This is a genomic window from Citrobacter enshiensis (genome assembly GCF_029338175.1).
Taxonomy (GTDB): domain Bacteria; phylum Pseudomonadota; class Gammaproteobacteria; order Enterobacterales; family Enterobacteriaceae; genus Citrobacter_D; species Citrobacter_D enshiensis.
Genome location: NZ_CP119862.1, coordinates 4,356,390 through 4,376,380, shown reverse-complemented (window position 1 = coordinate 4,376,380; position 19,991 = coordinate 4,356,390). Strand labels below are relative to the sequence as shown.

Annotated in this window: 8 protein-coding genes, 3 tRNA genes and 11 pseudogenes; 11 read left to right on the top strand and 11 right to left on the bottom strand. The window is 53.9% G+C overall.

Annotated elements, in window-relative coordinates; all coding sequences use genetic code 11:
• Positions 1 to 61 precede the first annotated feature (61 nt).
• On the top strand, positions 62 to 379 hold the full coding sequence (sugE, locus tag P2W74_RS20835; RefSeq protein WP_276293062.1) for a quaternary ammonium compound efflux SMR transporter SugE: 318 nt from the start codon (positions 62 to 64) through the stop codon (positions 377 to 379).
• Here sugE and P2W74_RS20830 read toward each other — a convergent pair.
• From P2W74_RS20830 to frdA, 7 genes and pseudogenes are all read right to left on the bottom strand, one after another.
• A pseudogene (locus P2W74_RS20830) lies at positions 376 to 910 on the bottom strand (lipocalin family protein). The gene sugE and the pseudogene P2W74_RS20830 overlap by 4 nt on opposite strands.
• Positions 911 to 1,074: 164 nt before the next feature.
• Positions 1,075 to 1,461: pseudogene (locus P2W74_RS20825) on the bottom strand (serine hydrolase); the annotation flags it as partial.
• Positions 1,462 to 1,583: 122 nt separating this feature from the next.
• Positions 1,584 to 1,898, bottom strand: a pseudogene (locus P2W74_RS20820) (serine hydrolase); the annotation flags it as partial.
• A 380-nt stretch (positions 1,899 to 2,278) separates the two neighbouring features.
• Entirely contained in the window at positions 2,279 to 2,638 is a 360-nt protein-coding gene (gene frdD, locus P2W74_RS20815; RefSeq protein ID WP_276293061.1) for a fumarate reductase subunit FrdD, read from the bottom strand.
• A 10-nt stretch (positions 2,639 to 2,648) separates the two neighbouring features.
• A pseudogene (frdC, locus tag P2W74_RS20810) lies at positions 2,649 to 3,045 on the bottom strand (fumarate reductase subunit FrdC).
• Positions 3,046 to 3,055: 10 nt separating this feature from the next.
• A pseudogene (frdB, locus tag P2W74_RS20805) lies at positions 3,056 to 3,793 on the bottom strand (fumarate reductase iron-sulfur protein).
• Positions 3,786 to 5,577 (bottom strand): annotated as a pseudogene (gene frdA, locus P2W74_RS20800) (fumarate reductase (quinol) flavoprotein subunit). Before frdA ends, frdB begins: the two co-directional pseudogenes overlap by 8 nt.
• Positions 5,578 to 5,898: 321 nt before the next feature.
• On the opposite strand from frdA, the pseudogene epmA reads away from it, so the two are divergent.
• The 3 genes and pseudogenes from epmA to P2W74_RS23690 all read left to right on the top strand — a co-directional run bounded on the left by epmA (position 5,899) and on the right by P2W74_RS23690 (position 8,586).
• Positions 5,899 to 6,879: pseudogene (gene epmA, locus P2W74_RS20795) on the top strand (elongation factor P--(R)-beta-lysine ligase).
• A 203-nt stretch (positions 6,880 to 7,082) separates the two neighbouring features.
• Positions 7,083 to 7,904: pseudogene (gene yjeM, locus P2W74_RS23695) on the top strand (glutamate/gamma-aminobutyrate family transporter YjeM).
• Complete coding sequence (locus tag P2W74_RS23690; protein WP_412767203.1) at positions 7,864 to 8,586, top strand: APC family permease; 723 nt, start codon at positions 7,864 to 7,866, stop codon at positions 8,584 to 8,586. Before yjeM ends, P2W74_RS23690 begins: the two are co-directional and overlap by 41 nt.
• Positions 8,587 to 8,631: 45 nt before the next feature.
• Here the strand turns inward: P2W74_RS23690 and mscM are convergent.
• The 3 genes and pseudogenes from mscM to rsgA form a co-directional block, all read right to left on the bottom strand.
• Positions 8,632 to 11,957: pseudogene (mscM, locus tag P2W74_RS20785) on the bottom strand (miniconductance mechanosensitive channel MscM).
• 18 nt (positions 11,958 to 11,975) lie between these two features.
• A complete protein-coding gene (asd, locus tag P2W74_RS20780) occupies positions 11,976 to 12,935 on the bottom strand; it encodes an archaetidylserine decarboxylase (RefSeq protein WP_276293060.1) in 960 nt (319 codons plus the stop codon).
• A gap of 95 nt (positions 12,936 to 13,030) precedes the next feature.
• Positions 13,031 to 14,084: pseudogene (gene rsgA / locus P2W74_RS20775) on the bottom strand (small ribosomal subunit biogenesis GTPase RsgA).
• A gap of 106 nt (positions 14,085 to 14,190) precedes the next feature.
• Between rsgA and orn the strand changes: the two are divergent.
• The 4 genes and pseudogenes from orn to P2W74_RS20755 all read left to right on the top strand — a co-directional run bounded on the left by orn (position 14,191) and on the right by P2W74_RS20755 (position 15,244).
• Positions 14,191 to 14,739: pseudogene (gene orn, locus P2W74_RS20770) on the top strand (oligoribonuclease).
• 207 nt (positions 14,740 to 14,946) lie between these two features.
• Positions 14,947 to 15,022, top strand: a tRNA-Gly gene (locus P2W74_RS20765).
• Positions 15,023 to 15,057: 35 nt separating this feature from the next.
• Positions 15,058 to 15,133: transfer RNA gene (locus tag P2W74_RS20760), tRNA-Gly, on the top strand.
• Between the two features lie 35 nt (positions 15,134 to 15,168).
• Positions 15,169 to 15,244: transfer RNA gene (locus tag P2W74_RS20755), tRNA-Gly, on the top strand.
• 269 nt (positions 15,245 to 15,513) lie between these two features.
• Here the strand turns inward: P2W74_RS20755 and queG are convergent.
• Positions 15,514 to 16,653, bottom strand: a complete 1,140-nt coding sequence (gene queG / locus P2W74_RS20750; protein ID WP_276293059.1) for a tRNA epoxyqueuosine(34) reductase QueG — start codon at positions 16,651 to 16,653, stop codon at positions 15,514 to 15,516.
• Between queG and nnr the strand changes: the two genes are divergently transcribed.
• From nnr to amiB, 3 genes are read left to right on the top strand one after another with little or no spacing between them, the layout of a single operon-like run.
• Entirely contained in the window at positions 16,652 to 18,199 is a 1,548-nt protein-coding gene (gene nnr / locus P2W74_RS20745; RefSeq protein ID WP_276293058.1) for a bifunctional ADP-dependent NAD(P)H-hydrate dehydratase/NAD(P)H-hydrate epimerase, read from the top strand. The genes queG and nnr overlap by 2 nt on opposite strands.
• Positions 18,171 to 18,632 carry a tRNA (adenosine(37)-N6)-threonylcarbamoyltransferase complex ATPase subunit type 1 TsaE gene (tsaE, locus tag P2W74_RS20740; RefSeq protein WP_276293057.1) on the top strand — a complete coding sequence of 154 codons (462 nt, stop codon included), beginning with the start codon at positions 18,171 to 18,173 and terminating at the stop codon, positions 18,630 to 18,632. Before nnr ends, tsaE begins: the two co-directional genes overlap by 29 nt.
• Positions 18,633 to 18,648: 16 nt before the next feature.
• Entirely contained in the window at positions 18,649 to 19,983 is a 1,335-nt protein-coding gene (gene amiB / locus P2W74_RS20735) for an N-acetylmuramoyl-L-alanine amidase AmiB (RefSeq protein ID WP_276293056.1), read from the top strand.
• Positions 19,984 to 19,991: the final 8 nt, after the last annotated feature.

Here is a 19,991-nt window from a genome sequence, read left to right as displayed (position 1 = left end):
TGTGGGACGACCTGCAAACGTATCTTTCACCGGGGACGGCCCCATCTCTCTGGAGCCTGAAATGTCCTGGATCGTTTTGTTAATTGCTGGCCTGCTCGAAGTTGTATGGGCGATTGGCCTCAAATATACCCATGGATTTACCCGCCTGACGCCGAGTGTCATTACCATCGTCGCCATGGTCGTCAGTATTGCGATGCTCTCCTGGGCAATGAAAACCCTGCCTGTTGGGACGGCGTACGCAATCTGGACCGGTATTGGCGCCGTTGGCGCGGCCATCACCGGGATTATCTTACTGGGTGAATCCGCCAGCCCGATGCGTCTGGCCAGCCTGACGCTGATCGTTGCGGGTATTATTGGTCTGAAGCTCAGCACCCATTAATGGGGTTGTTTCACCCAGATTAACTTACTGACATCAAACCCTTCCCGGGTCGCGACGGCGAGTATTTGCTGCTTCATTTCGTCAGAAATGGTCGGCGTGCGCGAGAGTATCCACAAATAGTCGCGATCCGGGCCGCACACCAGCGCGTGCTGGGGTATTCTCTGTCAAGCGCGATGACGTTGTAACCGCCATAGAAACGGACCAAAAAACGAGACTTTCAGCGCGGCCCGACTGGGATCGCCGTAAACCAGGCCTTTCCTTCCGTTTTTTGCCACATTTCCCGATCCGGATTGTAGCCCTTGTTGGTCACATTAAGGCCGCCGTCATCGCGTAGGCTGTAAGTGGCGGTGACTTTTTCCAGTCCTCTTTCGAAGCGATGATCAAAGCGTGCAATTTCATACCAGGTGCCGAGATAGCGTTTCACATCAAAGTTATTGACGACCGTAACGCCCTTCGGCGGCGTGGGTGAGCTGCAAGCAACCACTAAAAACGCGGCTGTCACCGGCGGTGAGTAACAGGCAGGATGCGCATGGGGGTTTCCTTGCTGGTTTTCTGTTAAGTGTAGATGACAGCAAGGAAACGGTGGCAACAACACGTTTACTGGCAGAGATTCCGAGAATACGGTATTGCGGCGGGCGACCCGTGGCCGGATTAGGATAGCTTTTATTCGCCAGCATCACGATACCGAGGTTTTTCTCTGGAATAAAAGCAACGTAGCTGCCAAACCCGCCGGTAGATCCCGTCTTATGTACCCAGGATGCTTTGACCGCAGGAGCGGGTTGGGTAATTTCCACGGCCGTCAGCGCCGCCAGCGCGATCTTATTATCGCTACCCTTGATGACCGTTTCGCTTTGAACCGGCCAGTTTCAGCATCTCCCAGCCTAACCCCTGATACATTCTCGCCAAGTACGCCAATAGCGCGACTGGGGTAACGCTACGCCTTGCTGCAGCGTGTTGTCCTGAATGTGGGAGGCGTCCATGTTGGCCAGCACCCAGCTTGCCATATCTTCAATGCTGGATTTAACACCATACGCCTCTGCATCCAGTGGACCGGGTGAAACATGAACAGGCTTACCCTCGCGATAACCCCAGGCGTAATCTTTCTGTTCTGACGTGGGGACGTGTAATCCAGTGTATGTGCGAGTTTTAGCGTTTGAAGGACGCGCGTGGTCATCGCTTCTTCGTACTCATTCCGGAAGGTTTTGACCACCAGCGCGCCAAACAAGCCGATGCTGGCATTGGCATACAGACGTTTGCTGCCCGGAGCCCACTCCGGCTGCCAGGTTTGATAGTAGTGAAGCAGTGAGGCTTCATCCGTCACGCTATCCGGCACCTGAAGCGGTAAGCCCCCTGCAGTATAGGTCGCCAGATTGTAGCAGCTGATACCTTGCCACTGTTTGCCGTTCAATGCAGGCCAGTATTTTGTTACCGGGTCGCTGAGTTTGATTTCACCGCGAGCGACAGCATCGCCCGCCAGCACGCCGGTGAAGGTTTTACTTACGGAGCCGAGTTCAAACAGGGTTTGTGGGGTGATCGGGCCGGTTTTTGCGATGTCGGCATTTACCCCAGGGTAAAGTACCTCGGCTTACCCTGGTAAATCACTGCAACCGCCATGCCCGGAATCGCCTGCTCTTTCATTAATGGTGCAATGGTGCGGTTTACAACATCAGCGATGTGTTGTTCAGTTTTGCGGTGTGGCAAGTGCTGAACTGGAGGCAGTAAGGAGCAACATACAGCAGAGGGTTTTGTTCATCATGACGTATTTCCGTAACAGAGTACCAGGGGATGTCCGGGACAGATTGCGGCAGTAGATTACACTATTTGCGAGTAGAGCAGGGAGAAGAGACGGTAGAAATAAAACGGCCCGCCAGTGGCGGGCCGGAATAACGATGGCGCTAATCAGAGCGTGACGATAGCAATCAGCGTCACAACGGTCAGAATTGCAGCCAGACCGTAGAACACCCACTTGCCAGCCGGCACGTGGATTTTCAGGTCATGCATCGCGTGGTGCATGCGGTGTAAACCACACCACAGCGGCAGAACGATCATCAGGAACATGAACGCGCGGCCAATAAAGCTTTGCGCAAAGGCCAGAATGCGCTCATAGCTCAGGGCATCGCCCGGGAAGAGTCCCAGTGGCAGCATAATGCCGACCAGCAGAACCACGACCGGCGCAATGATCGCGCCCCACATACCACCTGCACCAAACAGTCCCCAGAATACGGGTTCGTCAGAGCGTTTTGGATTTGGATTAATCATCCCGGACTCCTTACCAGCACAGGGCAACATACAGAATAACTACGGTCGCAACCGCAGTAACCGCCCAGAGACCTTTGATGATCGGCTCTGGCCCCATTTTTTCGTCTTTTACGATGATATTGGCAGCTTTTGGCGCCAGCTCAAACCAGGTCTTGGTATGCAGCAATGCTGCTGCCAGTACGATCAGGTTGAGGATCACCACTACTGGGTTTTGCAGAAAACCAACGAATCCCATCCAGGATTCTGCGCCGTGTTTGAGGGCAAACAGGCCGAAAATCAGTTCAATGCTGAACCAGACTGCCGGCACAGCTGTGCCTTCGCGCAGCATGTAAAAGCGATAAAACGGCAGCTTTTTTCCACCAGGTGGACGTCATTGGCCGCACATAGGCTTTGCGTTTAGTCGTCATGTTGCACTCCTTAGCGTGGTTTCAGGGTCGCGATAAGAAAGTCTTTCGAACTTTCTACTTTACCCTGCTGGATGGCCGCAGGCCGGATCGACGTGTTTCGGACAAACTTCGGAGCAGTAGCCCACGAAAGTACAGGACCAAACGCCGTTCGGGCTATTCAACTGAGCCATACGCTCTTTCTTACCGTGGTCACGGCTATCTTCGTTGTAACGATGCGCCAGCGTAATCGCCGCCGGACCGATGAACTCAGGGTTCAGTCCGAACTGCGGGCACGCGGCGTAACACAGACCACAGTTGATGCAACCGGAGAACTGGGTGATACTTCGCCATTTGCGCCGGAGTCTGGGTATTAGGACCCTGATCCGGTGTGCGGCGGGTTACCGATGATGTACGGTTTGATGGCTTCCAGGCTTTCGATAAAGTGCGTCATGTCGACGACCAGATCGCGCTCAATCGGGAAGTTGCCCAGCGCTTCAACCTTCATGCCGTTGGTGTATTCACGCAGGAAGGTTTTGCACGCCAGTTTTGGTACGTTGTTGACCATCATGCCGCAAGAACCGCAGATTGCCATACGGCAAGACCAGCGGTAGCTCAGGTCTGGCGCCAGGTTATCTTTGATATAGCCCAGCGCATCCAGCAGCGACGTAGTTTCATCATAAGGTACATCATAGAAAGCACTGTGGGGTGCGGTGTCCACTTCTGGGTTATAGCGCACCACCTCAACTTTCAGATTTTTCATCTCAGCCATTCGCCTTCTCCTTCTTATCGGCTGCTTCCGCTTCGCCACCATATACACGTTTCGCTGGCGGGCAGAGTGGTGATTTTCACGTCGCTGTAGTCCAGGCGTGTGGTGCCATCAGCATCGCGGAAGGCGAGGGTATGTTTGAGGAAGTTGACGTCGTCACGCTCGGTGCAACCTTCGTCCAGACGCTGATGCGCGCCGCGCGATTCTTTACGCGCCAGAGCGGAGTGCGCCATACATTCAGCAACATTCAGACCGTGGCCCAGTTCGATGGTGTACAGCAGGTCGGTATTGAAGACGCTGGAAGTGTCGGTAATACGCACGCGCTTGAAGCGTTCCTGCAGCTCAGCCAGCTTATCAACCGTTTTCTGCATGAGTTCAGGCGTACGGTAGATACCGCAACCTCTTCCATGGACAGACCCATTTCATCACGGATCTTCGACCAGTTTTCGTTACCTTCCTGGTTCACCAGATCTTTCAGACGCTGTTCAACGCCTGCAACCTGCGCATCAAGCGCGGCGCTGTTGGCGTTACCTGCCGTAGCAGCACGTTCCATCGCTTGCTCACCAGCAAGACGGCCAAAGACCACCAGTTCTGCCAGGGAGTTAGAGCCCAGACGGTTGGCGCCATGCAGACCGACAGAGGAACATTCGCCAACGGCAAACAGACCTTTGATGCGGGCTTTCGCAGTTTTGATCGGTTTCAATACCACCCATGGTGTAGTGCGCGGTCGGACGAACCGGAATTGGCTCTTTAACCGGATCGACGCCGACATAGGCTTTTGCCAGTTCGCAGATGAACGGTAAACGTTCGAGCAGTTTTTCTCGCCGAGGTGACGCAGGTCGAGGTGGACCACATCGCCACGCGGAGTGGAGATGGTGTTACCTTTACGCCATTCGTGCCAGAACGCCTGAGAAACTTTGTCGCGCGGACCCAGTTCCATGTATTTGTTCTTCGGCTCACCCAGTGGGGTTTCCGGGCCCATGCCGTAGTCCTGCAGATAACGGTAGCCGTTTTTGTTGACCAGAATACCGCCTTCACCACGGCAGCCTTCGGTCATCAGGATACCGGAACCTGGCAGACCGGTTGGGTGATACTGAACGAACTCCATATCGCGCAGCGGAACGCCGTGGTTCAGCGCCATGCCCATACCGTCACCGGTTACGATGCCGCCGTTGGTGTTGTAACGGTATACACGGCCAGCGCCGCCCGTTGCCATCACCACCGCGTTAGCACGGATTTGCATCAGCGTGCCTTCCATCATGTTCATCGCGACCAGACCACGGGCATGGCCGTCGTCTACCAGGATGTCCAGAACGAAGTGTTCGTCAAAACGCTGAATTTGTGGGAACTGCAGGGAAGTCTGGAACAGGGTGTGGAGCATATGGAAGCCGGTCTTATCCGCGGCAAACCAGGTACGCTCGATTTTCATGCCGCCGAAGCGACGTACGTTGACGCTACCGTCTTCACGGCGGCTCCACGGGCAACCCCATTGCTCCAGTTGCGTCATTTCAGTTGGGCAGTTGTGGACAAAGTAATCCACGACATCCTGCTCACACAGCCAGTCTCCGCCCGCTACCGTATCGTGAAAATGGTAGTCGAAGCTGTCATGATCCTGCGCGACAGCAGCAGAGCCACCTTCGGCAGCAACGGTATGGCTGCGCATTGGGTACACTTTTGAGATCAGTGCGATTTTAGCGTTGGGATTTGCTTGTGCGGGCAGCAATTGCAGCACGTAATCCCGCGCCACCGGCGCCTATAATGGCAAGATCGGCTTGAAAGGTTTGCACGACATTCCTCCAGATTGTTGTTATTTCGCCCTCACGCAGTCAGTTTAGTCTCTGAGATATGCGGATGACGAATGCGATTCCACTGCTCCTTTATAGGTATCGTAGTATAGTCGCAGGTATAGAAGGGAAATTTGACGTGTTCGATTTTTTTAGCGTATCAGTGGCGGTAATTATCATTGATTCTGATTAAATTAATTACTAAACCATCAATCTTCAGTTTTTTAACCCTCGATTCAACATAAAGCACTCCCGCACAAAATTTGTCTCCCTGACGGGTTACGAGTAGACTTCGTGCCCTTGTCATATATCGGAGAAAGAACCATGAGCGAAACGGCCCACCTGGCAGCCGAGCGCGTCCATCCCCAATCTGTTGAAACGTGCGGGCAATTATGACGGAAATTCGTCGTTTCTTTGCCGATCGCGGAGTGCTTGAGGTTGAGACGCCTTGCATGAGTCAGGCGACGGTAACAGACATTCATTTGTTCCCGTTTGAGACGCGTTTCGTTGGACCTGGTCATTCGCAGGGGATGAACCTCTACCTGATGACCAGCCCGGAATACCACATGAAACGCCTGCTGGTGGCGGGATGCGGTCCGGTCTTTCAGCTATGCCGTAGTTTTCGTAATGAAGAGATGGGGCGCCACCATAACCCGGAATTCACCATGCTTGAGTGGTATCGTCCTCACTACGATATGTACCGCCTGATGAATGAAGTGGATGACCTGCTACAGCAGGTACTTGATTGCCAGCCCGCAGAAAGCCTCTCTTATCAGCAGGCGTTTCAACGCCATCTCGAACTTGACCCGTTGTCAGCAGATAAAACCCAGTTGCGTGAAGCCGCGGCTAAACTGGATTTAAGCAATATCGCGGATACAGAAGAAGACAGGGACACGCTGCTGCAACTGCTGTTTGCCATGGGGGTCGAGCCGCATATTGGTAAAGATAAGCCCACGTTTGTGTACCATTTCCCGGCAAGTCAGGCATCTCTGGCGCAAATCAGCACTGAAGATCATCGCGTGGCTGAACGTTTTGAGGTGTATTTCAAAGGTATTGAGCTGGCGAATGGTTTCCATGAGCTGACGGATGCTCGCGAGCAGCAGCAACGCTATTGAACAAGACAACCGTAAACGCGCGGCGCGGGGACTGCCGCAGCAGCCTATCGACACTAACTTACTCGAAGCCTTAAAAGTAGGTATGCCGGATTGCTCCGGTGTGGCGTTGGGTGTGGATCGTCTGGTGATGCTGGCATTAGGGGCTGAAAGCCTTGCCGACGTGATTGCTTTCACCGTCGACCGCGCATAACGACCTTTCTGCAAGGCGGCTAAATTGCCGCTTTGCAGCCTCTATGTTCATTTTACCTCTAATAGCCACAATTTTGCCCTGGATATCTGCTATCGTTGCGGCCCTAATCCTGTTTTGATTTACGTATTGCTGACCTCTACAGGGGGCAGCGCAAATGGGTGAGCGACGTTTGAAAAACGTTCTCCCAGGTAAGGAAGACTTTAATGCCCCAAACAATAAAAAAAATGAGCCTGATTGGGCTCATTCTGATGATATTTACGTCAGTTTTTGGTTTTGCAAATAGCCCCTCCGCTTTTTATTTAATGGGGTATAGCGCCATCCCGTGGTATATTTTTTCTGCACTCTTATTCTTTATTCCCTTTGCATTAATGATGGCAGAGATGGGTTCCGCTTATCGAAAAGAAGAGGGGGGGATTTACTCGTGGATGAATAATAGCGTTGGACCGCGCTACGCATTTATCGGCACCTTTATGTGGTTCTCCTCTTATATTATCTGGATGGTAAGTACCGCAGCCAAAATCTGGGTCCCTTTTCGACATTCCTGTTTGGCGCAGATATGACGCAAGCACTGGCAGTTCGCCGGCCTTGAGCCTACACAGGTGGTTGGACTGCTCGCGGTGGGATGGATGATTCTGGTGACGGGTATTGCCGCCAGAGGCATTAATAAGATTGCGCGTATTACGGCAGTGGGCGGTATTGCCGTCATGTGCCTCAATTTAGTCTTTCTGTTAGTGAGCCTCGCTATTTTGTTATTAAATGGTGGGCATTTTGCGCAAGATATTCATTTTGTCGCCTCACCGAACCCTGGATATCAGTCCGGCCTGGCGATGTTGTCGTTTGTTGTTTTCGCTATTTTTGCTTATGGCGGTATTGAAGCCGTCGGCGGCCTGGTCGATAAAACAGAAAAGCCGGAAAAAAACTTTGCCAAAGGGATTGTCTTTGCGGCCATTGTGATTTCAATCGGCTATTCCCTGGCGATAATTCTTGTGGGGTGTCAGCACGAACTGGCAGCAGGTATTAAGTAATGGTTCTGTGAACCTCGGCAATATCACTTATATTCTGATGAAGAGCCTGGGGGGAACGCTGGGCAATGCGCTGCATCTCTCACCGGAGGCGGCAATGACGCTGGGCGTCTGGTTTGCCCGTATTACCGGACTCTCGATGTTTCTTGCCTATACCGGTGCCTTCTTCACATTAAGCTACTCACCGCTGAAAGCCATTATTCAGGGGACGCCGAAAGCGCTGTGGCCTGCGCCAGTCACGAAACTGAATTCGACGGGAATGCCCGCCACAGCCATGTGGATGCAGTGTCTGTTGGTCAGTCTGTTTATTCTGCTGGTCTCTTTTGGCGGTGACACCGCGTCGGCGTTTTATAACAAACTGACGCTGATGGCCAATGTGTCGATGACGCTGCCCTATCTGTTCCTCGCGCTGGCATTCCCATTCTTCAAGCTCCGAGAGGGGCTGGAACGTCCGTTTGTGATCTTCAAAACGAAGGTTTCTACGCTACTGGCTACCGGGACGGTTGTGCTGGTGGTGACGTTTGCCAATGTGTTCACCGTCATTCAGCCAGTGATTGAAGCAGGGGACTGGAATAGCGCCTTATGGATGACAGGCGGCCCGGTGTTCTTCTCGTTACTGGCGATGATGATTTACCAGAACTACACCCGTCGGATGGCAAAACTGCCGCAGTGGGTGACGGAGTAATAGGGATGCCGGGCCAGCATTGGTGCCGCCCGGCATAGTTAACGCTTACAAACTCCCCGCCGGACGACCCCTTTTACCAGTAGACGTCAGCGTTTTACCTGTCCTCGTACCGTTCAAACTTTCCAGACGCATCTGGAACGGTGGGAATGGCATATCAATGCCATGTTCATGGAAGCCCGCCAGAATCAACTGATGGATTTCATGGCGCAGCGGCATACGGTGTCCCATCTCTGCAGCATAGATACGCAGTTCGAAGATCTGAATACCTTGCTGGAGATCGACCAGGAACACTTCCGGTGCCGGGTTGTCGATCACTAACGAGCAGCGTTGCGCCGCCGTCAGCAGAATTTGCGTGACCTCTTCGCTATTCGCGCTGGAAGGCGCCGGAATGGTCAGCACCACACGCGTCACGGAGTCAGAGAGTGACCAGTTAATAAACTGTTCGGTGATAAACGCTTTGTTGGGCACGATGATCTCTTTGCGGTCCCAGTCGCTGATGGTAGTCGCGCGGGTATTGATTTTCGTCACGCTGCCCGTCAGGTCACGAATAGTCACCGTATCGCCAATACGAATCGGCTTTTCGAACAAAATGATCAGGCCTGAGATAAAGTTGGCGAAAATTTCCTGCAAACCAAAGCCCAGACCAACACCGAGTGCCGCAACCAGCCACTGTAATTTTGACCACTCAATCCCAATCATTGAGAAACCGACCAGCCCGCCAATCAGCATCAGCAGATATTTGGTAATGGTGGTGATGGCGTAGCCCGTACCCGGCGTTAAATCCAGATGCTGGAGCAGCGCCAGTTCCAGCAGCGCAGGCAAATTACGGACCAGCTGGGTGGTGATGATGAACACCAGAATCGAAATTAATACGGCGCCCAGCGTGATTGGCTCCAGGCTCTCTACGCCCTGAACCGTGGACGTGACATCCCACAGCGAGATGTTCTCAAGGAACCCAAAGGCGGAATGGATTTCCGACCACAGCACGATGACCGACAACAGTGCGATGAGCATCAGAATCGAACGCACCAGGCGCAGCGACTGGGCGCTGATGGTGTCGAGATCCACTTCGCTTTCATCGACCTCAACGCTCCCCTCAAGGCTGGTTGAATGCGCTTGTTCTTCTTCACCCCGCGCACGCTGCGCCAGCATTTCAGCCCGGCGATGTTTGGCGCGATCAAACGCTAACCGTCGGCGCTGATCAGCATCCAGCGGCGGATGACGTGATAAATCACCAGCAGCAAGAACCAGATGGCGACCGAGGTTTCCAGTCGCGCCAGCAGCGCCTGCGCGGTCGCCAGATAGCCCACGACGGCAGCAAAAATCGCGACGAGCGGCGCGCCCATCAGCAGGTTCCACAGCATTCTGTTGACCATGTTTTCGCCGCTGCCCTCTTTGTCGAGATACAGCGGGATACCGGCACGTTTCAGGCTGAGAGTCACTATCGCCAGCGCCCCGCAAATTAACATGAAGCACAGGCGTCCCAACGAGGCGGAGAACTCCCGGTCATTGAGATTATCAAACATAATCAATGCCATAATGAGCGGAACGATGAATCCGATGCTCATCAGGTAATAGCGCATCGCGCGCGCCACGCGGTGACGTGGCCAGCCAAAGTGCGCCACAAACAACCCGTTTGGACGCGCGAAGGCGGCGCAAATCATCACCACCCAAAGCAGGGGGACAGTGGCGGTGACGCCATCGCCTATCGCAACAGCCAGCGGGTAAGGCCACGCTTCCGCAGTCCAAACCCTAATGTGGCCCACAGCACCGGAAGCGGTGAAGCGACTAATATTGACCAGAATACGGTGCGTAATGTTAGCCAAAAGTGATCCTGCGTGACTTTTCCAACCCGGGCGGATGAACGTTCCAGAAAACGGGTGAAGTGCTTACGCGAGTAAAGACTAAAACCGACCAGGATCAGCGCGCCAAACAGCGGCAGCAGCGTCTCTTTACTGGTCAGCATCATAATGCTGGCCTTGCCAAGTTGGTTAAAGGTATCCAGTGAAATTAGCCGGCGCAGATCCTGAACAAGCTCAATTGGCCAGGAGAGTGACATCGGACTCACATCGGATGTCCAGAACAGATAGCGGTGCGTCGCTTCGTTGACCTCTTGAGCGCATCTTCCAACTGGCTATTGGAGACTTTCAGCTTGGTCAACTCAAGGATCAGCGTGTCTCCTCCCTGTAGCAGGGAATTCAGCAGTTCGCGCTGGGTGCGCAGCTGCGCGTCCAGAATCCGGTTTTGTTCAGCGGTGAGCGGCTTGCCGTCAGCCTGATGGATCTGACGCAGCTGAGGCTGCTTATTGAGCAGGTCTTCATAGCGCATACGGTGCACACGTAGCTGCGCCATTTCCGTATCTAACTGCTGCGGTTTGGGCATTTCCGGCAGGCGCGAAACCTGGGCGCGTAGCGCTTCGCCAAGCATATTGGAGACGCCCAGCCATTGTGCCTGTTCCCGCAGTGTATTGAGCGCCTGGCGTACCTGCAGTGTCTGGCTGGTCGCCTGACGCTGCTGCGAGGCCACCAGATCCATACGCTGCGCCTGCTGGTTGAGCGCCTGAGACAATTCCCGGTTTACTTTGAACTGATCGACAATGCCCGCTGGCAGACCATCGCTGTTTTCCGCCAGCAGTTCGGTACTCTCCAGCGCGCGTTCGGCTTCGCGTTGGCGCTGGCTGTTTAATTGATTGCGTAAGGCTTGCAGATAAGCGTCAAGCTGTTGGCTCTGCTTTTCCGCCAGTTCAGAGCGCATACGCGCCAGTTCCTGACGGTTGTTTGCTGAAAAGCTGCGCCAGCTCGAGTTCATCCACCTGGGCTTTGAGTTTGGCGGATTCGGCCTGCATGCCAAAATTTTGCGCCTGATTCAGCGGGGAATTGCCGCTAACGGTACCGAGTCGCCGTTCAATATCATTCAACTGACGACGGGCATCGGTTTGCTGCTGCGGAAGTTGACTCAGTGAGTCGGCAATTTCCCGGGCGCGTTCCTGTTCCTGCTGGGCCCGGCGGCTTTTATCCAGCAATTGACTGCTGACCTGGAGGATCTCCTGGTTCAGCGCCTCGGTGGACATCCCCGGCGGTACGTTACGTGGTTCGTCGCGCAGGTTATTAAGCTGGGCGCGTAATGTCGCGGACAGCTTCGGGAAATTGTCGATAACTTGTTGGTATTGCTGGGCGCGCTCGAGGGAGCCTTTACGTTCCTCAAGCGCGTTCAGCGCAGACTGGAGCGCCTCGACGGCCTCTGGCTGGGGCGGGTTTCGCCGCTTTTGCCTGCTCCAGTTCCTGGGTGATTTGTTTGGCGTCGGGAGCTGTCGCGGCGTACGCCCCCATGCTGAGGCACCAGGCCATCAGAAAAGTGATAATCAGGCGCACGTCAGTCTACCTTTGTTGTTAGCTTTGTTCTGTCTTGTCGTCAACCGGTGGGTTGGCGTCGTGTTCTGCGGCGATCTCCACTGGCGCCGTTTCCGCGTCTGACTGAGCGAAAACTTCGGTGGACGTTGCCAGCGGCTGACCAATTTTGGTCGCGGACAGACTTTGCAGTTGCTCTACCAGATTCACTTTACCTGGTGCAAACAAGTTGATGACGGTGGAACCCAGCTTAAAGCGACCCATTTCCTGGCCTTTCAACAGCGCAACAGAACCTTCGCTTTCACCCGCAGGCCAGGTCCAGCGTTTGATCACACCTTCACGTGGCGGCGTGATGGTTCCGGCCCACACGGTTTCAATGCTACCGACGATGGTTGCGCCGACCAGGATCTGCGCCATCGGGCCAAATTCGGTATCGAACAGGCAAATGACACGCTCGTTACGGGCAAACAGGTTCGGGACGTTTTGCGCGGTCAGATGGTTGACGGAGAACAGATCGCCCGGTACATAAATCATTTCACGCAGGATGCCGTTACACGGCATGTGTACGCGGTGATAGTCGCGCGGGGAGAGGTAAGTGGTGACAAACGAACCGTTACGGAACAGGTCTGCCATCAGATAGTTACCGGCCAGCAGCGCCTCGAGGCTGTAGTTATGTCCTTTGGCCTGCAGAATTTTGTCTTCTTCGATGCGACCTAACTGGCTGATCACGCCGTCTGCCGGCATCACCAGAATGTTCGGGTCGGTATCCACCGGGCGCACATCGTCACGCAGCGGACGTACAAAGAAGTCGTTAAACGTACGATAGCTGGCGGTGTCCGGCTTCTGTGCTTCATTCATGTCGACCTTGTAATACTTCACAAACAGGTCGATAACCAGTTTAGTCAGCCAGCCTGCTCGTTTGCTTGCGCCCCAACCCGCCAGGCGAGTGAGCCATAGTTTCGGCAGAATGTACTGTAGCGAAAGTTTAAATGAGTTTAACAAGGTAGCCTCCAGGCCATTGTTTTGTCGTTCCTGATCCGGCATACATGCCGGATCCTGAAAAAGGGGGACGATTCTAGCGACGCTTAGCTTAGTTGTCAGTCGTCCGTATCAGAAAAGTTTTTACGCGTTTTTACCTGCGCCATGCTTTCGAGGATACGGTGATAATTTTCAAACCGAGTTTCGGCTATTGCCCCTTTCTCTACGGCTTCACGGATAGCACAGCCAGGATCCGCATCATGTTTGCAGTCGCGGTATTTGCAGTGCCCTAAATAGTCATGGAATTCGACAAAGCCGTGCGTGATTTGTTCCGGCTCAAGATGCCACAGCCCAAACTCTCGTACGCCGGGGGAGTCGATGACATCTCCGCCGTGCGGGAAGTGGTACAGGCGTGAGGCGGTGGTCGTGTGCTGTCCAAGACCGGAGTTATCGGAGACATCGTTGGTCAGGATCTCTTTTTGCAGGCCGAGCAGGTTATTGAGCAGACTGGATTTACCTACGCCCGACTGACCGGCAAAAATGCTAATACGATCGGTCAATGCCTCTTCAAGTGGTTTCAGCCCATTTTTTGTATGGCTTGATACCATCAATACGCTATAGCCAATGTTGCGATAGATATCCATCTGTTCGTTAACGAAGGCCATGCCGTCATCGTCTAACAGATCGATTTTGTTGAGCACGATAATCGGTTCAACCTGTAACGTTTCGCAGGCCACCAGATACCTGTCGATAATATTGAGTGACAGCTCCGGCAAAATGGCGGAGACAATGACGATCTGGTCGATGTTAGCAGCGATGGGTTTTACGCCGTCATAAAAGTCAGGGCGTGTCAGCACCGAGGTACGTTCATGCACCGCTTCGACAATGCCTTTGACGTTTACGCCCTTCCGACGCCGCTTTTCCTGGACGCCAGACCACGCGATCGCCTGTAACCAGTGAACGGATGGTTCGACGAATATTGCAACGGTGAATTTCACCGTTGGCGGATTCGACGTCGGCATGCATACCAAAACGGCTGATGACAATACCTTCAGCGGTTTCGCCAAACAGATTGTCATCGTAATCGGCCTTCTCCGTGGACGTTTTAAGACGACGCTGGTGATTGGCGTTCACGCGGCGCTGTTGGCCTTTGGAGAGTTTATTTTTACTCAATCGTACTGGCTCCTGGTCGCCCATTGTGGGCAAAACATCTATGATACACGCTATTTTAGATGAATATAGTCACACTGAACGTGACCTCTGAAGGGTGGAAAATAGCATGAGTGCCAATGAAAACAACCTCATTTGGATAGATCTTGAAATGACGGGGCTCGATCCCGAGCGCGATCGCATCATTGAGATCGCGACACTGGTGACCGATGCCAACCTGAACATCCTGGCAGAAGGGCCGACGATTGCAGTGCATCAGTCCGAATGAACAACTGGGCGTTGATGGATGACTGGAACGTGCCGTACCCATACCGGAAGTGGTCCTGGTAGATCGTGTGAAGGCAAGTACCTGGGCGACCGTGAAGCGGAACTGGCGACGATTGAATTTTTGAAAGAGTGGGTCCCCGCCGGAAAATCACCCATTTGCGGTAACAGTATCGGACAGGATCGCCGCTTCCTGTTTAAATACATGCCGGAGCTGGAGGCGTACTTCCACTACCGTTATCTGGATGTGAGTACGTTGAAAGAGCTGGCGCGCCGCTGGAAGCCGGAAATTCTGGATGGCTTTACCAAGCAGGGCACACACCAGGCGATGGATGATATCCGTGAGTCGGTGGCGGAACTGGCGTACTACCGCGAGCATTTTATTAAGCTGTAATTGTGTGGGCCGGATAACGCAGATATCCGGCCAACGAACTTGCGTCATGGCTGTTTTGCCGCTAAATTGTGCGCTTTGGCGAATAATTCGGCACTTGAACAAAAAAATAAAAAAATCGCTTTTAGGGGGGTTGCAGCTGGAAGGATTTCTCGTATAATGCGCCTCCCGTAACGACGCAGAAATGCAAATTACGACAGCAACAAATTTGCGGGAATAGCTCAGTTGGTAGAGCACGACCTTGCCAAGGTCGGGGTCGCGAGTTCGAGTCTCGTTTCCCGCTCCAAAATTTGAAAGTATCGCAAGATATGCACCACCCAAGCGGGAATAGCTCAGTTGGTAGAGCACGACCTTGCCAAGGTCGGGGTCGCGAGTTCGAGTCTCGTTTCCCGCTCCAAAATTTGAAAGTATCGCAAGATACGCACCACCCAAGCGGGAATAGCTCAGTTGGTAGAGCACGACCTTGCCAAGGTCGGGGTCGCGAGTTCGAGTCTCGTTTCCCGCTCCAAATTCTTATCTCAATAAAATTATCCACAACGCGTTATCACGTTGGGGACGATTTCTTTTGCTTCTGACACACTCTTGTAAACAGACTTATCCACAGGTCAGGGTATTATTCCTGGAATGCGAAAAACTTCGCCGGGTGAATAGTAACTTTACAATTTGTTGAAAACATTAGATTAATTATCATTTCGAAATGTTAATGCGATCACTTGACGATTTTTTCCCTCTTGAATCACAATGCATTTTTATTTTTATACACAAGCTGTGGATGATTCAGGCGTCTCGCGGCAGACCCTTTTCAACCACTCTGATCAGCCGCTGTTTCTTCGGTAATTGCACTTCTACCACACAAGCATTGCGCCTCTCAATTTGCTGGGCAACCGCCCATTCTATGTGCTCATCAAGAAGTGGGTGCTCACCTCGGCGACTTTCCAGCGCCTGAATCACCGCGTCATCCCACGGCGCATTTCCGAGTGCGACAGCAATATTTCGCAACCAGCGTAAGTGACCAATGCGCCGAATGGCTGAACCTTCCGTGACTTTCAGGAATCTTGCTTCGCTCCAGTTGAACAGTTCAATCAGTTCCGGGGCGTGTAGCGGTTTGCGCGGACTGAAATCATCCTCGACGGTCAGCTGCGAGTAGCGATTCCACGGGCAAATAAGCTGACAGTCATCACAACCATAGATTCGGTTTCCTATCAGCGGGCGAAGTTCTTCAGGGATCGCGCCTTCCAGCTCAATGGTGAGATACGAGATACAGCGGCGGGCATCGACAGTGTAAGGTTCCACAATCGCACCAGTCGGACAAATTGTCATGCAGGCCACGCATTTTCCACACCCCTCTTCTTGAGGGACGTCGATGGGCAGGGGCAAATCGATCAGTAGCTCACCAAGAAAAAAGAACGAACCTGCCTCGCGGTTAAGGGTAAGTGAGTGCTTACCTGTCCAGCCGAGACCGGCTTTTTCAGCCAGCGGACGTTCAAGAATGGGCGCAGAGTCGACAAACGGTCTAAAATTCAGCGAGCCACAATGTTGCTGAATCATCTCGCCCAGTTTTTTTAGGCGGTTACGTAAGAGTTTGTGGTAGTCGCGGCCCAACGCATAACGACTGATGTAGCCCAACCGGGGATTTTTCAGCGTGCTGGCAAACGCAGCGTTAGCGGGCAGATAATTCATGCGTACGCTGATCACGCGCAGAGTACCGGGCAATAATTCGTGTGGCCTGGCGCGCATCATGCCGTGACGGGCCATCCAGTCCATCTCGCCGTGGTATTGTTTGTCCAGCCATGCCTGCAGTTTGGGTTCGGCTTCGCTGAGGTCGGTATCGGTAATACCAACCTGCTGAAAGCCCAGTTCCAGCCCCCACTGTTTGATATTTTGCGCTAACTGATTGAGATCGAGGGGCTCTGACATGACGGACCATACAATGAAGAAATACCCCACAAGTATACCACACTCCATTTGGCCCGCCGATGACATCAAGAGAGTGGAGCGCGAAGCGGCAGACGCTTTTGGATTGACTCTGTACGAATTGATGTTGCGTGCGGGCGAGGCGGCGTTTCAGGTCACCCGCAGTGCGTACCCAGAGGCTCGCCGCTGGCTGGTGCTCTGTGGGCACGGCAATAACGGCGGTGATGGCTATGTACTGGCAAGGCTTGCGAAAGCCGCTGGCATGAATGTCACGCTGTTGGCGCAAGAAAGCGATAAACCGCTCCCTGATGAGGCCGCCCAGGCTCGCGAGTCCTGGCTAAATGCGGGAGGCGTTACCCATGCGCCAGATATCGTCTGGCCTGCGGGAATTGACGTCATTATTGATGCGCTGTCAGGTACCGGCCTTACGCAAGCACCGCGGCAGTCCCTTGCCGCATTGATTGAACATGCCAATGCGCATCCCGCTCCCGTGGTGGCGGTGGATATTCCTTCCGGCCTGCTGGCGCAGACGGGCGCGACGCCCGGCGCGGTGATTAATGCCGCGCACACGGTCACGTTTGTTGCGCTGAAACCCGGTTTGCTGACGGGAAAAGCGCGGGATGTCACCGGGCATCTGCATTTTGATGCGTTGGGCCTGGACAGCTGGTTGGCGAGGCAGGAGAGGCAAATCCAACGCGTTGATGCTTCACAACTCAGATGCTGGTTGACGCCGCGTCGCCCCACATCGCACAAAGGCGATCACGGTCGGCTGGTAATTATTGGCGGGGATTATGGTACTGCCGGGGCGATTCGTCTGGCGGGCGAGGCGGCGCTACGAACCGGCGCCGGGTTAGTCAGAGTGTTGACGCGCGGTGAAAACATCGCGCCGCTGCTGACGGCCCGGCCAGAGCTTATGGTCCATGAGCTGACCTCACAATCTCTTGAGGAAAGCCTGGCATGGGCAGATGTGGTGGTGATTGGCCCTGGGCTTGGGCAACAGGAGTGGGGTAAAAAGGCGCTGCAGAAAGTTGAGAATTTTCGCAAACCAATGCTCTGGGATGCGGATGCGCTCAACCTGCTGGCAATCAATCCCGATAAACGTCACAATCGCGTGATCACCCCGCATCCGGGGGAAGCTGCCCGGTTGCTGGGCTGTTCTGTTGCAGAAATAGAAAGTGATCGCTTACTTTCAGCACGCCGTCTGGTAAAACGGTACGGTGGTGTAGTGGTGCTGAAAGGTGCGGGAACGGTTGTCGACGCAGAGTCAGCTGTGCCAGCTATTATTGATGCCGGTAATGCGGGAATGGCCAGCGGCGGTATGGGCGATGTGCTCTCCGGGATTATTGGTGCATTGCTCGGACAGAAGCTTACCCCGTATGATGCAGCGTGTGCGGGATGTGTTGCCCACGGCGCGGCGGCGGATGTGCTTGCGGCGCGTTTCGGCACTCGCGGCATGCTGGCGTCCGATCTCTTTTCCACGCTACAGCGTATTGTTAACCCTGATGTGATTGACGTAAACCATGATGAATCGAGTAATTCCGCTACCTGATGAGCAGGCAACATTAGACCTGGGACTGCGGGTAGCCAAAGCCTGTACGGGTGCGACTGTTATCTATTTGTACGGTGATTTAGGCGCGGGTAAAACCACCTTTAGCCGTGGGTTTCTGCAGGCGTTAGGCCATAAAGGCAACGTGAAAAGTCCAACCTACACGCTGGTCGAACCTTATTCACTCGATAACCTAATGGTATATCACTTTGATTTATACCGTCTTGCGGACCCTGAGGAGCTGGAATTTATGGGGATCCGTGATTATTTTGCCAATGATGCCATCTGCCTGGTGGAATGGCCGCAACAAGGTAAAGGTGTACTGCCTGACCCGGATGTCGAAATACACATAGATTACCAGGCGCAAGGTCGTGAGGCGCGCATTAGCGCGGTCTCCACATCAGGTAATTTGTTGCTGGCGCGTTTAGCCGGTTAACCTTAAGGGTGACGGGATGATTTTTCGCATCAGAAATTGGTGGGTGGCAACACTGGTCCTGCTGTGCGCGCAGGTCGGGGCCGCCAGCCTCTCCGATATTCAGGTTTCCAATGGCGAACAACAGGCGCGGATTACGCTGAGTTTTATCGGCGATCCGGATTATACCTTTTCGCAGGACAGTAAACGTACCGTTGCGCTGGATATCCAACAGAGCGGTGTGATCCAGGGATTGCCACTGCTGTTTAGCGGAAATAACCTGGTGAAGGCGATCCGCTCGGGAACGCCGAAGGATGCTCAGTCGCTGCGGCTGGTCGTGGATTTAACCGAGAACGGGAAAACCGAAGCTGTGAAGCGGCAAAACGGCGGTAATTATACCGTCGTCTTTACGATTAACGCCGATGCCCCGCCTCCGCCACCACCCCCGCCGCCGGTGGTAGTGAAACGCGTTGAGACGCCGGAGATCGCGCCGCGCCCGAGCGAGCCTGCACGTAATCCATTTAAATCCAGTAACGATCGCACGACGGCGGTTGTTAGCAGCAACACGGCGACGCGTCCTGCGGCACGAACTCCGGTGAGTAATAGCGACAAGGTCGTTATTGCTATTGATGCTGGTCACGGCGGTCAGGACCCCGGCGCTATTGGTCCCGGCGGTGTCCGTGAGAAGAATGTCACTATCGCCGTCGCCCGTAAGCTGCGTACGCTGCTCAACGACGATCCGATGTTCAAAGGCGTCTTAACGCGTGACGGAGACTATTTTATCTCGGTGATGGGGCGTTCGGACGTCGCTCGTAAGCAAAATGCCAATTTCCTGGTGTCGATCCATGCGGATGCCGCGCCGAATCGTGATGCGACAGGGGCTTCGGTGTGGGTATTGTCAAACCGACGTGCGAACACAGAAATGGCGGGCTGGCTGGAGCAGCATGAGAAGCAGTCCGAACTGCTAGGCGGCGCGGGCGATGTACTGGCAAACAGCCAGTCTGACCCTTACCTGAGTCAGGCGGTACTGGATTTGCAATTCGGTCATTCACAACGCGTAGGGTATGATGTGGCGACCAGCATGATCAGTCAGTTACAGCGTATTGGTTCGATGCATAAGCGTCGTCCTGAACACGCCAGCCTCGGCGTGTTGCGCTCACCAGATATCCCATCGGTGTTGGTTGAAACGGGCTTTATCAGTAACCACAGCGAAGAGCGTTTGCTGGCAAGCGATGATTATCAGCAGCGGCTGGCTGATGCCATCTATAAGGGCGTACGTAACTACTTCCTGGCGCATCCTATGCAATCTGGGCCGCAGGGGACGCCTGCGCAAACTGCCAGCGCGACTGCGCCGGGCGAGATGCTAACAAACTAAGGAATATG